Genomic DNA, 14,024 nt, shown 5'->3' on the forward strand with positions numbered 1-14,024 from the left:
GCGTTACGGAATCGCATCGCCTGAGGGGGCGTCGCCGCGGCCGTAGTGGTGGGTGGTGAACATGTACAGCAGGCCGGTGACCACGATGACGCCGCCGCAGAGCAGCACGATGTAGTTGGAGTACCAGGGTTCCTCGGGGGTGCGGGCCCAGCAGATGTTGATGATGGCGAAGATGCCGTAGGCCAGGGCCGTGCTGTTGACGAGCAGTCCCCAGCGGCCGAGCTTGAACTCGCCGGTGGCGCGCCAGCCCTTCAGCCGGGCCCGCAGTGCCGCGAGGACGACCATCTGGAACGAGCCGTAGATGCCGAGGATGGCGAACGACACGATCTTGGTGAGGGCGTCCTCGGAGACCAGTGAACCGAACGCGATCAGGCCGGGGATGACGGCGGCCACCAGCAGCGCCACTTCGGGCACGGCCCGCTTGTGCGAGAAGCGGCGCAGCAGCTTGTGACCGACGACCATCCGGTCGCGGGCGTAGGAGTAGATGAGGCGGCCCGCGGCGGCCTGGAGGCTGATGGTGCAGGAGAGGAAGGAGATGAGGACGACGGCCATCACCAGCCGCGCCCCGACCTCGCCCATCGCGTCGAAGAGGACGTTGACGACCGGGTCGGTGTCCTTGCCCGAGATCACCGCGCCGTAGTCGGTGACGGACAGCAGCAGCGAGCCGCAGGTGAAGGTGGCGGCGGCGCCGCCGACGTAGATGGTGCGGCGCATCGCCTTGGGGATGACCAGGCCCGGGTGCGCGACCTCCTCCGCGGTGTCACCGCAGGCCTCGAAGCCGTAGTACTGGTAGAAACCGATGATGGCGGCGGCCAGGAAGACCGGGGCGTACGAGCCGTCGCCCTGGGTTCCGTGGGTGTCGAAGATGACGCCGAGGCCGTGTTCGCGGTGGGTGACCAGCAGATAGACGCCGACGATCAGGGCGCCGACCAGCTCCGCGCTGAAGCCGATGATGGCGGCGAGCGAAAGCGCCTTCGTACCGGCGTAGTTGATCAGCGCGGAGACGACGATGAGGCAGACCGTGCAGATCACCGTGGTGTGCACGGTCGAGTCGAAGCCCAGCAGGATGGCGATGTAAGGGCCGGCGCCGTACGCGACACTGGTGATCGTCACCAGCAGCGCCCACATGTAGACCCAGCCCGTCATCCACGCCCACCGCATCCCCCACAGCCGCCGGGCCCACGGGTAGACGCCGCCCGCGATGGGGAACTGGGCGACGACCTCGCCGAAGACGAGCGCCACCAGGAACTGGCCGCAGCCCGCCAGCAGGAACGCCCAGATCATCGGCGGGCCGCCCTCGGCGAGGGCGGAGCCGAAGAGGGTGTAGGTGCTCACCACGGGCGAGAGGTAGGTGAAGCCGAGCGCGAAGTTCGCCCACGGCCCCATCTCCTTGCGGAACTCCGTGCCGGGCACGAAGTCGTCGCCCGCCGCGGCCGCCCGGGGCCGGCCCGGCTGCTGTGGTTGCGGTGGCTGCGCCATCAGCGCTCGCCTCCCTCGGGCTGCGGTCCCGGGCGCCCGGTGATCAGGTCGGCGGCGCGTTCGGCGACCAGCAGCACGGTCACCATGGGGTTGACGGTCGGCATGGTGGGGAAGACCGACGCGTCGATCACCCGTACCCCCTCCTGGCCGCGCAGCCGCAGCAGCGGGTCGACGACGGCCATCGGATCCTCGGCGGCGCCCATCCGGCAGGTGCCGGCCGGATGGTAGACGGTGTGCGCGACGCGCCGCCCGTACTCCGACAGTTCGGCATCCGTGCTCACCCGCGAGCCCGGCGCGATCTCGCTCTTCAGCCAGTCGCGCAGCGGCGCGGTGTTCGCCACCTCGCGGGCCAGCCGCAGCCCGTCGACGATGGTGCGCTCGTCGTGCCCGTCGGGGTCGGTGAAGTAGCGGAAGTCCAGCGCCGGGTGGGTGGCCGGGTCGGAGCTGCGCAGCCACAGCCGCCCGGTGGAGCGGGCACGCGGCACGTTCGGCGTCATACAGACACCGTGCGGGGGTGTGGGGTAGCCGAGGCGTTCGGTGTTGACGGTGAACGGCACCTGGTAGAAGTGCCACATCAGGTCGGGGCGCGGCTGACTGCTGTCGCGGCGTACGAACAGCCCGGCGTCGGAGTCCATCGCGGAGTTCGGCGGCAGCGGCTCGTGGGTCTCCCAGACGATCACCGACTCGGGGTGGTCGAGCAGGTTCTCGCCCACGCCCGGCAGATCGGCTCTCACCTCGATGCCGAGCGCCCGCAGCTCGTCCGCGGGGCCGATACCGGAGAGCAGCAGCAGCCGCGGGGTGTCCACGGCCCCGGCGCACAGCAGCAGTTCGCGCTCGGCGCGCAGGGTGCCGGTGGAGCCGTCGGCGTACCGCACCCGGACGCTGGTGAGCCGCCCCGTGGCGTCGGGCACCAGCTGATACGCCCAGGTCTCCAGCTTCAGCGTCAGATTGCGCCGCCGGTCCATGACCGGGTGGAGGTAGGCGACGGAGGCGGAGGAGCGTTGGCCGGTGGCCGGGTCGTAGGCGAGGGAGAAGAAGCCGACGCCGTCGGGGAAGGGGCGGCGGTTGAAGTCCTCGATGACGGGCACGTGCAGTGCCTCGGCGGCGGCGGTCACGAAGTCGCGGGCGATGGGGTTCCGGTCCGCCTCGCCGACGGGGACGATGTTGTTGCGCAGCCGCTTGCGGTACGGCAGGACGGTCACCGGGTCCCAGCCCGCGCAGCCCATCCCCACCCATTCGTCGAGGTCCTGGGGGAAGGGGAGGAAGCTGATGAGTGTGTTGTGCGAGGAGCAGCCGCCCAGCACCCTGGCCCGGGAGTGCACGATGTGCGAGTTGCCGCGGGGCTGTTCGGTGGTGGTGTAGCCGTAGTCGTACTCCGACTCCAGCAGGTTGATCCAGTTGCGCAGCCGCAGCACCCGCTCGTCGCCGACGTCGCTGGGCCCGCCCTCGATGACGCACACCCGGCAGTCCGGGTCCTCGCTCAGCCGGGCCGCCAGCACGGAGCCGGCCGTGCCGCCGCCGACGATGACGTAGTCGTAGGTGCGCTCGGTGTTGCCGGGGTTGTCTTCCGTTCCGCTCATGCTCGCCTCACTCGCCCGCTCAGCCCTTGAACCAGCCGGAGGGGGCCGGTGAGAGGTTCTGGTAGATGTGCTTGGCCTCCTGGTATTCGCGCAGCCCGGTGGGTCCCAGCTCGCGGCCGATGCCCGAGCGGCCGAAGCCGCCCCACTCGGCCTGCGGTACGTACGGGTGGAAGTCGTTGATCCAGATCGTGCCGTGCCGCAGCCGGTTGGCCACCCGGTGGGCGCGGCCCGCGTCACTCGTCCACACTCCGCCGGCCAGCCCGTAGCGGGTGTCGTTGGCCAGTTCGACCGCCTCGTCCTCGGTGCGGAACCGCTCGACGGTGACGACCGGGCCGAAGATCTCCTCCTGGACGATGCGCATGGAGCGGTCGCAGTCGGCGTAGACGGTCGGCAGCAGGAAGTATCCGTTGGCGAGTTCGGGGTCGTCCGGGCGGCGCCCGCCGGTGACCAGCCGGGCGCCCTCCTCGCGGGCGATCTCCAGATAGCCCTCCACCTTCGCCCGGTGCTCGGCCGAGCTGAGCGGGCCCGACTCGGTCATCGGCTCCAGTCCGTTGCCGATCCGGATGGCGGCGGCCCGGGCGCCCAGCGCTTCCACGAACTCGTCGTGGATGCCCTCCTGCACCAGCAGCCGCGAACCGGCCGAGCAGACCTGCCCCGAGTGGAGAAAGGCGGCGTCCAGCGCGTAGTCGAGCGCGGCAGTGAAGTCCGCGTCGTCGAAGACCACGTTGGGGTTCTTGCCGCCCAGCTCCAGGGCGAGGTTCTTCACCCCGGGCGCGACGCCCTCCATGATCTTCCGCCCGGTCGCCAGCCCGCCGGTGAACGAGACCATGTCGACCTCGGGGTGGCTGGTCATGGCCGCACCGACCGTCGCACCTGAGCCGAGTACCAGGTTGGCGACCCCGGGCGGCGCCCCGGCCTCCGCGATGAGGCGGATCATGGCGATGGTGGACAGCGGCGTCGTCTCGCTGGGTTTGAGTACGAAGGTGTTGCCGGCGGCCAGCGCGGGGGCGACCTTCCAGGACGCCTGGAGCAGCGGATAGTTCCACGGTGCGATGAGGGAGCAGACCCCGATCGGGTGGTAGACGACGCGGCTGAGCACGTCGGGGCCGACGTCCACCACCCGGCCGCCGTCCTTGCCGGCCAGTTCCGCGTAGTAGCGGAAGGCGTTGGCGACGTCCTCGATGTCGATCCGGGCCTCGGTCAGGGTCTTGCCGGTGTCGAGGGTCTCGGTGCGGGCGATCTCCTCCTGGTCGCGCAGCAGCAGCTGGTGCACGCGGTAGAGGACATCGGCGCGCTGCCGGGTGGGCGCGCCGGACCAGTCGGCCCGCTCGAAGGCGCGTTTGGCGGCGCGTACGGCCATATCGACGTCGGTCTCGTCCGCCTCATCGACGGTGGTGATCACGGAGGCGTCGAACGGGTTGATCACATCCCGCCGCCCGCCCGCGGTGGCCTGCCGCCACTCCCCGTCGATGAACAGCTGAGCCATCGCCCGTCTCCCTCGCTCGCACCTGACCGGCGCCAAGATTGCGCCTGCGCACCACCAGTGGCTACGGGGCACACCGGACGAGGGGGCCTGCGGCTGGATAATCAGCACTGATGGGGCAATCCCCCTGCTCCGCGGCCGGACCGCACCGCCGCAGGAGCCCTGGGGGCCGCGCCCCGGACCTCGTAGGCTGCCCGGTATGAAGTTCGGACTGCTGGGGACGGGTCCCTGGGCGGAGCGCACCCACGGGCCCGCGCTCGCCGCGCACAAGGACGTGGAGCTGGTCGGGGTGTGGGGGCGCCGCGCGGAGCCCACGGGGGCGCTCGCCGAGCGGCTGGGGACGCGGCCGTACGCCGATGTGGACGCGCTCTTCGACGCCTGCGACGCGGTTGCCGTCGCGCTGCCGCCGGACATCCAGGCGCCGCTCGCCGTCCGTGCGGCGGACGCCGGGTGCCATCTGCTGCTCGACAAGCCCGTGGCCACCACGCCCGAGAGTGCCCGCGGTGTCGCCGAGGCGGTCGAGCGGGCGGGGGTCGGCTGTGTCGTGTTCTTCACGCTGCACTTCTGCGAGTCGACCGGCGGCTGGCTGCGCGAGCAGGCGGAGCGCGGGGACGCCGCGCGGCCGGGGGGCGGCTGGCAGGTGGGGCGGGCGGACTGGCTCTCCCCCGTCTTCGGCGGCGCCGACTCGCCGTACACCGCCTCGCCCTGGCGGCGCGAGAAGGGCGCGCTGTGGGATGTGGGGCCGCACGCGCTGTCCGTACTGCTGCCGCTGCTCGGCCCCGTCTCGGAGGTGACGGCAGTACGCGGCGGCACCGGTGACACCGTGCACCTCGTACTGCGGCACACTTCGGGGGCGTCCAGCAGCTGCACGCTGACCCACTCCGTGACCCCCGCCGCGGCGGGGGTCACGGCCGAGGTGCGGGGCGGCCCGGGTGTCGCGGAGCTGCCCGTCCGCGACGAGGCTCCCGCCGACTCGTTCGGGCGCGCTGTCGACGCGCTGCTGACGGCGGCCCGCACCGGCGAGGAACACCTGTGCGGGGCGCGGTTCGCGGAGACGGTCACCTTGCTGCTGCACGAGGCGCAGCTGCAGCTCCGCGACGTGTGAAGGGGCAGCCCTCCACCCCCGCCTGGTCTGAGGCCGTTCGGCACCGCCGGAATCCCCGGCGGGGGCTGATCGCCGTCGCGGCGGGAAAAGTGGGAGCGGCAGAACAGGCTCAGGGGGCTGTGGGGCGGCGGCCCGTGATGGTGGTGGCGGTGAGGTCGGGGTCGGTGGTGACCGTGACCGTCAGACCGGCGCCGGACAGGATGCCGGCCGCCCCCTCGGCCTGGCGGGAGCTGGTCTCCGTCAACAGAGCTCCGCCCGGGGCGAGCCAGTCCCCGGCGTCCGCGGCGATCCGGCGCAGCAAGGAGAGGCCGTCGGGACCGCCGTCCAGCGCCGGCCGCGGCTCGTGGTCACGGGCCTCGGGCGGGAGGAGCGGTATGTCCGCGGTGGGTACGTAGGGGACGTTGGCCGTCAGCACGTCGACGCGGCCCCGCAACCGGTCCGGCAGCGCCGCGAACAGATCGCCCTCGTAGACGTACGAGCCGGGCCCGGCGAGGTTGCGCCGCGCGCACCGTACGGCGGCGGGGTCGAGGTCCGCGGCGTGCAGTTCGCCGCGCCCGCCCAGCGCGGCCAGCAGCGCCGCGCCGATCGCGCCCGTACCGCAGCACAGGTCGACGAGGACGGGGGTTCCCTGCGCGGGGGCGCACTCGGCGGCGCCCCGTACCAGCAGCTCGGTGCGGCGCCGGGGCACGAAGACGCCGGGGTCGACGGCGATCCGCAGACCGGCGAACTCCGCCCAGCCCAGTACGTGTTCGAGGGGGTGCCCGGCGACGCGGCGGGCGGTCATCTCCCGCAGCTCGGCCGGGCTGCGGGCGGTCTCGTACAGCAGTCGCGCCTCGTCCTCGGCGAAGACGCAGCCCGCGGCGCGGAGCTGGGCGACAAGGTCGGCGGGGTCGGTGTGGCGGGTGGGGCGGTGCATGGCTGGGAGGCCCTTCCAGGTGCTGGAACGCTCCCGTCGCCGCGAGGGCCTCCGCTAGCTGGTGCGGGGACGCCCGCCGCGAGGCGAGAGCGCGTTGTCTGCCAAAGCGGAAATGCGTCTCACCTCCTCTGTCACCACGTCGCTCGAACATCCGTTGCCGGTTGCCGCACCTTAACCCGGGCAGCGGCCGGGCGCACAGGGCCGGTGTGCCGCGCAGGGCGCGCGGCCCGGCACTGCGGGAGGTGCAAAAAGCCGTGGACAAGCGGGAGTTGAGAAGGTGGGATGGAGGCGTCGCAGGTAACGGGGAGATGTTTGTGTCATCTGGTGATGTGACCGACGCCGCAGCACAGGGCGTCGGCGGGGCTCCGCCTGACCAAGTGGAGCCCGAGCAGGTGAGGCCCGAGCAGGCAGAGGCCAACGCGGGACCACCCGACGGGGCTGGGCCGGACGAGGCGCCGGTCATCGACGCGGAGCCGGCACACCGGCTGACAGCGACGCCGCTTCCGCAATGGGCCGCGCTGCCCGTGCACGACGTCCCCAAGGCGCGCGGCACGTTCCGCGCGGCGCTCGGGGTGGACGACGCCACCTGGGCGCGGGGCCGCGACTGGGCGCCGGCCTCGTCGCTCCCCGTACCCGACGACCCGTACTTCAGCGGCCACCCGGCTCGGATCGCGAGCGCGCTGCGGCGGCTGGAGGAGATCGTCGCCGACGGCTGAGCAGCGGCGGCTGCTCAGGCGCGGCGGCTCCTCGACGGCGGCAGGTGTACGGCGCGGCAGGCGACCGTGCGCCACGTGCGGGTCAGCGCCACCCTCCCCCACCGGCAAGCCCCCTTTGCCATGCGGGGCGTCCGCCCGAGAGAGCAAGGACCCGGCGCCTGCCCTGGCGCCGGGACGGAAGAGAAAGGACACGCTCATCAAGACCAGCCAGGACAACCTCGGAAACCGCCTGGTGCGCCGCAGTGCCTGGGGCACCGGCAAGGCCGCGCGTGCGGTGTTCGTATCGGCTCTCTCCCTGGGGCTCGCCACGGCGGGCACGGTGGCCTACGCGGCCCAGGGGTCGGGTACGTCCGGGGACTCCGGATACGAGGCGAAGATCATCGGTGGTGAGGAGTCCACCGAGAAGTACCCGTTCGTCGTCTCCCTCCAGAAGCAGCGCGGCGACGACCCGAACGGCCACACCTGCGGCGGCACCCTCGTCAAGGCCGACTGGGTGCTGACGGCGGGGCACTGTGTCACCACCACGGCGGGCACCAACGACCCGAAGGCGTACCACGTGCGGGTCGGCTCCCTCGACCGTACGCAGGGCGGCGAGGTCGCCAAGGTGGCGAAGATCGTGGTCCACCCGGGCTACGACTACACCGACGAGAACCGCGGGAGCGCCGACGACCTCGCGCTGCTCAAGCTGTCCTCCAAGGTGTCGAAGAAGCCGGCACCGCTGGCGTCCCGCACCCCCGCCGCTGGGGAGACCGTCAAGGCGACAGGTTGGGGCTACACCAAGGCGACGGGCAACGACCCCTCGCAGCTGCCGGTCAAGCACCGCGAGATCGATCTGCCGGTGCTCGCCCCCGACACCCCCAAGTGCATCTCCAACGAGACGGACGGGGACGCCTGGGGCATCCGTGAGGGAGACTTCTGCACCGACAACCCGGACGGCAACGCCGGTACGTGCGGAGGCGACTCGGGCGCTCCGGCGCTGACGAAGGTGAAGGGCCGCTGGCAGCTGTCCGGCGTCACCAGCCGGTCCGTGGGTGACTGCGGCACGACACCCGACATCTACCCGAGCGTCGCGGAGCACCGCGACTGGATACGCGACCTCATCGGCTGACCTGCCGCACTCGCCGTATCAAGGGAGGAGTCTCCCGCGCCCATCCGGCCCGGGAGCCCCCTCCCCCAGGCACAACGCTCGGAAAAGACGCCCGGGATGAACCGGATCGGCCTGGTCACGCAGCTGGTGGCGGACTATGACGACGCCCTCGCGTTCTATTCGGCAGGCTCGATGCCGTCGCAGCCGCCCTGCGGGAGGACGCGGGCCGGAGGAATCGCCGGTAGATTCATGGCGTCCTGCCGCCATCCGGCCCAACCCGCCGTGAGTTTGGAGTTTTCCGTGCGTGTCGTGATCGCCGAGGATCTTTTTCTGCTCCGGGACGGGCTCGTACGAATGCTGGAAGCGTTCGACTTCGAGATCGCCGCGGCGGTCGACAACGGTCCTGAGCTGAGCCGCTCGCTGCTGGAGCTGGAGCCGGACGTCGCCGTGGTGGACGTACGGCTGCCGCCCTCGTTCACCGACGAGGGGCTGCAGTGCGCGCTGGAGGCCCGCCGCAAGCGGCCGGGCCTGCCGGTGCTGGTGCTCTCGCAGCATGTCGAGCAGCTGTACGCGCGCGAGCTGCTGGCGGACGGGAACGGCGGGGTGGGCTATCTGCTCAAGGACCGGGTCTTCGACGCGGACCAGTTCGTGGACGCCGTACGCCGGGTGTCCGAGGGCGGTACGGCGATGGATCCGCAGGTCATCCAGCAGTTGTTGACGCGGCGGGCGCAGGACGAGCCGATGGGCAATCTGACCTCCCGTGAGAAGGAGGTCATGGAGCTGATGGCGCAGGGCAGGTCGAACGCGGCCATCGCGGCGCAGCTGTTCGTCACGGAGCGGGCCGTCGCCAAGCACACGTCCAACATCTTCGGAAAGCTGGGGCTGCCGCCCTCGGACGACGACAACAGACGGGTACTCGCCGTGCTCGCCTACCTCGACCGAGGCTGACCGCTTCGTTACCGTGCCTCCCCGTACGTGTCTTTGGTCACAAAGGCAGGACATCCGACAGGATTCCGTCACCTGGAGGCGCCCCCATGCACGAGCCGATCAACGAGCGTGAAAGATACGACAAATCCGATCAGCCCGGTGACTCCGGTCAGCCCGGCGCGGCAGCCGACTCCGTAGAGTCCCGTCAGCGCTCGGTCCCCCCGGCCCGCTCCCCCCTCAACCGACGCGCCGTACTGGGCACCACGGGGGCGCTCGGGGCGGGTCTCGCGCTCGGGAGTGGGTACGTCCCTGCCATGGCAGCGGACCGAGCAGGCGCCCCACAGACCGCACGGAACACGGACACCGCAAGGGGACAGGCGCCCACCACCGACGCCGCACGCGCGGCGCTCCGGCGGCTGCTCCCCAGGCACGCCGACCAGATCACGCTCCAGCAGATCGGCGGCCCCGAACGGTTCAAGGTCACCGGCAGCGCGGGCCGCATCCAGGTGGCGGGCACCGGCCCGGTGGCGCTGCTGACAGGCGTGCACTGGTACCTCAAGTACAGCTGTGAAGCCCACATCTCCTGGGCCGGCAGCCAGCTGGACCTCCCCGCGACGCTGCCCGCGCCCCGCAGGCAGCACGCGCAGCGGGCCACCGTGCCGCACAGATTCGCGCTCAACGACACCCACGACGGCTACACGGCCCCGTACGCCGACTGGGGACACTGGGAGCACTTCCTGGACGTCCTCGCGCTGCACGGCTTCAACGAGGTGCTGGTCACCGCGGGCCAGGAAGCCGTCTACCACCGGCTGCTCCAGGACTTCGGCTACAGCGACCAGGAGGCCCGCGCCTGGATCCCGGCGCCCACCCACCAGCCGTGGTGGCTGCTGCAGAACATGGCCGAGTACGGCGGCCCGATCAGCACCGAGCTGCTGAACCGGCGCACCGCGCTGGGCAAGCGGATCGTGGAGCGGATGCGCCAGCTGGGCATGAAGCCGGTGCTGCCGGGCTACTTCGGCACGGTCCCCGCCGACTTCGCCAAGCGGAACAACGGCGGCCGCACCATTCCGCAGGGCAAGTGGAGCGGACTGGAGAGGCCGCCGTGGCTGGACCCGCGTACGGCGGTCTTCCGCAAGGTGGCGGCGTCCTTCTACAAGCACCAGCGGGAACTGTTCGGCGACGTCGACCACTTCAAGATGGACCTGCTGCACGAGGGCGGCGACCCCGGTGACGTACCGGTGCCGGAGGCGGCGCGGGCCGTGGAGAAGGCACTGCACACCGCTCGGCCCGGCGCCACCTGGGTGATTCTCGGCTGGCAGGAGAACCCGCGCCGCGACCTGCTCGACGGGCTCGCGGCCAAGGACCGGATGCTCATCGTCGACGGCCTCTCCGACCTGGACCGGGTCACCGACCGGGAGAAGGACTGGGGCGGGGTGCCGTACGCGTTCGGCACCATCCCCAACTTCGGCGGCCGCACCACCATGGGCGCCAAGACCCACATGTGGACGGAGCGCTTCACCGCCTGGCGCGACAAGCGGGGCAGCAAGCTGGTCGGCACCTGCTACATGCCGGAGGCCACCCACCGCGACGCGGCGGCGCTGGAGCTGTTCAGCGAACTGGCGTGGCGGCAGCGGGCGGTCGACCGGGGCACCTGGTTCGACGACTGGGCGAAGATCCGCTACGGCGGCGCCGACGCCCACGCGAAGAAGGCGATGACGGCGCTGCGGGAGACCGCGTACCGCATCAACAGCAAGGACGGCCGGCCGCACGACAGCGTCTTCGCGGCCCGTCCCAGCCTGACGGCCCGCTCCGGCGCCTACTACGCCACCCACACCCCGGCCTTCGACCTGCCCGCCTTCGACGCCGCCTTCGACGCGCTGCTGGGCGTCGGCACGCGGCTGCGGGAGACCGACTCCTACCGCTACGACCTGACCGACACCGGCCGCCAGGTCCTCGCCAACCGCTCCTGGTCGCTCATCCCGCAGCTCCAGGCGGCCTACAAGAAGAAGGACGCGGCCACCTTCAAGAAGCTGGCCGCGCTGTGGCTGAAGCTGATGGAGCTGGCCGACGAGATGTCCGGCGGCCACCGCGCCTTCCTGCTGGGCCCCTGGCTGGCGGCGGCCCGCGCCTCCGCCGCCTCCCAGCAGGAGCGTGCCGACCTGGAGCGCACGGCACGAGTGCTGGTCACCACCTGGGCCGACCGCCCCACGGCCGACGGCGGCCACCTGGCCAACTACGCCAACCGCGACTGGCAGGGCCTCATCCGCGACTTCCACCTCCCGCAGTGGAAGGCGTTCCTCGACGACCTGCAGGACGCGCTCGAACAGGGCCGCGCCCCCAAGAAGTTCGACTGGTACGCGGAGGAGGAGCCCTGGACGAAGAAGACGAACGACTACCCCACCAGGCCCCTCACCGACCCGTACACCACCGCAACCCGGGTACGTGACGTCCTCGTCAAGGCGCCCTACCAGGGCTCGCTGAAGGTCTCCGCCGAACCGCGCGCCGTCCCGCCGGGCAAGGCCAGCACGGTGGAGGCGGTCTTCCGCAACGAGAACGGGCTGTCCCCCACCGGCGCCGTCGATCTCGCGCTGCGCGGCCTGGACGGCGCCGAGACGCAGGACCCGACCTCGCACCGCGCCGTCAGCCCCGGCGGCACGGCCACCGTGCGCTGGCGGTTCACCACCGCCGACCAGCGACTGACCAAGCCGCTGGAGCCGCTGGAGTACACCGTCGAGGTCGAGAACGGCCCCGAGGGCCAGGAGCGGGTCACCACCGTCGAGGCCGGGCGGATCTACCGCGCGGGCGCGCTCCCCGACGACGTACGGACCGCCACGACCAACGACGCGGCCTTCGGGCATCTGGAGGGACGCTGGGCGATCGACGGCGCCGGCGCCGACCTGTGGAGGGCCACCGCCGAGTTCGGCACCGTCTACCGTCCGCAGGCGCTCGACGACGGCGGTACGGTCACGCTCAAGGTCGTCTCCCAGGAGGACAGCGGCCCGTGGGCCCGCGCAGGCATCGTCGTCCGCAACCGGCTGGCCGAGCCGGCCTCGGCCGGTTTCGTGAACCTGGCGGTGACCCCGCGCAACGGCGTCGTCCTGTCGTACGACAGCAACGGCGACGGCACCCTCGACACCTACCGTGCGGTCTCCGGCGTCAAGGCCCCGGTCCTGCTGCGGCTCTCCCGGTCCGGCACCTCCTACAAGGGGGAGCTGTCAACGGACGACGGCGCCTCGTGGCGTACCGTCTCAACCGTCGAGGTGCCGGGCGCGTCCGGCAAACAGGACACGGGTCTGTTCATGTCGGCCACCAACGGCGGCAGCGGCGATCGCGCACTGGTGGAGTTCGCCGACTGGCGGACACCGTAGAGCGGACGCTTGGCCGGGGCGGGGAACGGGCGGAGGACACGGGGACGTGACGGAGGACAGACCGCGGGCGGCGGTACAGACGCACGAGTTGATGCTGGCACTCGTGAGGGGACCGGCGCTCGCGATCGTCACCCTTCCTCTCTCCATCCTGCTGTTCACCCTGTGCCTGGTCTCGATCGTGCTGCTGCCGATCGGGGTGGGCGTCGTCACCACGCCGCCCACCCAGCAGGCCCTGCGCTGGTACGCAGGCCAGCGGCGGCGGCTGGTCCGCGAGTGGGGCGGCCTGGAGGTGCCCGAGCCGTACCGGCCCTGGCCGCGCGAGCTGCACAGCGGCATCGTCGGCCAGGTGGAGCGCTGCACGCTGCTGCTCAAGGACCCGGCGACCTGGCGGGACATGGCCTGGCTGCCCGCCGATATGACGGCCGGTTTCGTCACGGCGCTGCTGCCGCCGATGCTGCCGATCAACCACCAGCTCACCAAGGCGATGCTGGAGCCCACTCGGGAAATGCTGCTGGCGCAGCGGGTGGAGCAGTTGTACGAGACGCGGCACGACGCGGTGGACGCTTCCGCTGCGGAGCTGCGCCGTATCGAGCGCGACTTGCATGACGGTGCGCAGGCGCGGCTCGTTGCCATGGGGATGAGCCTGGGCACCATCGAGGCTCTGGTCGAGCGGGATCCGGCCCGCGCCAAACAGATGATCGCCCAGGCGCGGGAGAACTCCGCGGAGGCGCTGACCGAACTGCGCGACCTGGTGCGGGGCATCCATCCGCCGGTGCTTGCCGAGCGCGGCCTGCCCGACGCGCTGCGCGCGCTGGCGTTGCGGATGCCGGTCCCTGTCGAGGAGGACATCGAGCTGCCGGGCCGTTTCGACGAGCCCGTCGAGACGGCGGTGTACTTCGCGGTGAGTGAGCTCCTCACTAATGCTGCCAAGCATGCGGAGGCCACGAAGGTGTGGCTCGACGTGTTGCACGTCGCCGCCGCTTCGGGGGGCGCCGTGATTCGGGTGACGGTCACCGATGACGGCAAGGGCGGCGCCTTGCTGGACGCCGGCTCGGGGCTGGGCGGCGTCCAGCGCCGCCTCGCCCAGTTCGACGGTGTGCTCGCGGTGAACAGCCCTTCTGGGGGGCCGACCATGATCACCCTTGAGGTTCCCGTGTGACCCTGCGCCCTGTGAGGGCCGTCGCTTGTGGGGGCACGCGGGTGGGTGGGGGTTGGGGGCGGCTCCCCCCCGCCTGCCGCCGGGCCGGCTGGCTTGTGGGGGCACGCCTCCTATCGTTTTCGGCTGCCGCCGACAGGTCGTGTCGGGGGGCTCCGCCCCCCAACGGCCCCCCGCTAGGTGGGCTTCGCCCCCCTAGGACCCCCC

Annotated in this window: 10 protein-coding genes; 6 read left to right on the forward strand and 4 right to left on the reverse strand. The window is 71.7% G+C overall.

Annotated elements, in window-relative coordinates; translation table 11 throughout:
- Nucleotides 1-3: 3 nt before the first annotated feature.
- The 3 genes from ACQEU8_RS28175 to ACQEU8_RS28185 are packed head-to-tail and all read right to left on the reverse strand — an operon-like array spanning nt 4 to nt 4,545.
- Entirely contained in the window at nt 4-1,479 is a 1,476-nt protein-coding gene (locus tag ACQEU8_RS28175; protein ID WP_433105935.1) for an APC family permease, read from the reverse strand.
- Entirely contained in the window at nt 1,479-3,059 is a 1,581-nt protein-coding gene (locus tag ACQEU8_RS28180) for a GMC family oxidoreductase (RefSeq protein WP_433105937.1), read from the reverse strand. Before ACQEU8_RS28180 ends, ACQEU8_RS28175 begins: the two co-directional genes overlap by 1 nt.
- Before the next feature lie 19 nt (nt 3,060-3,078).
- Nucleotides 3,079-4,545, reverse strand: coding sequence for an aldehyde dehydrogenase family protein (locus ACQEU8_RS28185; RefSeq protein ID WP_433105939.1), 1,467 nt, complete (start codon nt 4,543-4,545; stop codon nt 3,079-3,081).
- A gap of 196 nt (nt 4,546-4,741) precedes the next feature.
- On the opposite strand from ACQEU8_RS28185, the gene ACQEU8_RS28190 reads away from it, so the two are divergent.
- Entirely contained in the window at nt 4,742-5,647 is a 906-nt protein-coding gene (locus ACQEU8_RS28190) for a Gfo/Idh/MocA family protein (RefSeq protein ID WP_433105941.1), read from the forward strand.
- A 109-nt stretch (nt 5,648-5,756) separates the two neighbouring features.
- On the opposite strand, the gene ACQEU8_RS28195 is transcribed toward ACQEU8_RS28190, so the two are convergent.
- Nucleotides 5,757-6,563 carry a putative protein N(5)-glutamine methyltransferase gene (locus ACQEU8_RS28195; protein ID WP_433105943.1) on the reverse strand — a complete coding sequence of 269 codons (807 nt, stop codon included), beginning with the start codon at nt 6,561-6,563 and terminating at the stop codon, nt 5,757-5,759.
- 314 nt (nt 6,564-6,877) lie between these two features.
- On the opposite strand from ACQEU8_RS28195, the gene ACQEU8_RS28200 reads away from it, so the two are divergent.
- From ACQEU8_RS28200 to ACQEU8_RS28220, 5 genes are all read left to right on the forward strand, one after another.
- Nucleotides 6,878-7,279: a hypothetical protein gene (locus tag ACQEU8_RS28200; protein ID WP_433105945.1), complete on the forward strand. Its 402-nt coding sequence runs from the start codon at nt 6,878-6,880 to the stop codon at nt 7,277-7,279.
- A gap of 232 nt (nt 7,280-7,511) precedes the next feature.
- Nucleotides 7,512-8,387 carry a S1 family peptidase gene (locus ACQEU8_RS28205; RefSeq protein WP_433105947.1) on the forward strand — a complete coding sequence of 292 codons (876 nt, stop codon included), beginning with the start codon at nt 7,512-7,514 and terminating at the stop codon, nt 8,385-8,387.
- 279 nt (nt 8,388-8,666) lie between these two features.
- Nucleotides 8,667-9,314, forward strand: coding sequence for a LuxR C-terminal-related transcriptional regulator (locus ACQEU8_RS28210; protein WP_433105949.1), 648 nt, complete (start codon nt 8,667-8,669; stop codon nt 9,312-9,314).
- A gap of 293 nt (nt 9,315-9,607) precedes the next feature.
- The gene (locus ACQEU8_RS28215; protein WP_433105951.1) at nt 9,608-12,661 is read left to right on the forward strand and encodes an alpha-N-acetylglucosaminidase TIM-barrel domain-containing protein; all 3,054 of its coding nucleotides are present in this window, start codon (nt 9,608-9,610) and stop codon (nt 12,659-12,661) included.
- 46 nt (nt 12,662-12,707) lie between these two features.
- Nucleotides 12,708-13,820: a histidine kinase gene (locus tag ACQEU8_RS28220; RefSeq protein ID WP_433105953.1), complete on the forward strand. Its 1,113-nt coding sequence runs from the start codon at nt 12,708-12,710 to the stop codon at nt 13,818-13,820.
- Nucleotides 13,821-14,024 lie beyond the last annotated feature (204 nt).

The organism is Streptomyces sp. CA-250714 (genome assembly GCF_050936705.1).
Taxonomy (GTDB): domain Bacteria; phylum Actinomycetota; class Actinomycetes; order Streptomycetales; family Streptomycetaceae; genus Streptomyces.

Bases quoted from the DNA above. Each gene is read 5' to 3' on its own strand.
- ACQEU8_RS28180 (WP_433105937.1), bottom strand. From the start codon at position 3,059: ATGAGCGGAACGGAAGACAACCCCGGCAACACCGAGCGCACCTACGAC.
- ACQEU8_RS28190 (WP_433105941.1), top strand. From the start codon at position 4,742: ATGAAGTTCGGACTGCTGGGGACGGGTCCCTGGGCGGAGCGCACCCAC.
- ACQEU8_RS28195 (WP_433105943.1), bottom strand. From the start codon at position 6,563: ATGCACCGCCCCACCCGCCACACCGACCCCGCCGACCTTGTCGCCCAG.
- ACQEU8_RS28215 (WP_433105951.1), top strand. From the start codon at position 9,608: ATGGCAGCGGACCGAGCAGGCGCCCCACAGACCGCACGGAACACGGAC.
- ACQEU8_RS28175 (WP_433105935.1), bottom strand. From the start codon at position 1,479: ATGGCGCAGCCACCGCAACCACAGCAGCCGGGCCGGCCCCGGGCGGCC.
- ACQEU8_RS28185 (WP_433105939.1), bottom strand. From the start codon at position 4,545: ATGGCTCAGCTGTTCATCGACGGGGAGTGGCGGCAGGCCACCGCGGGC.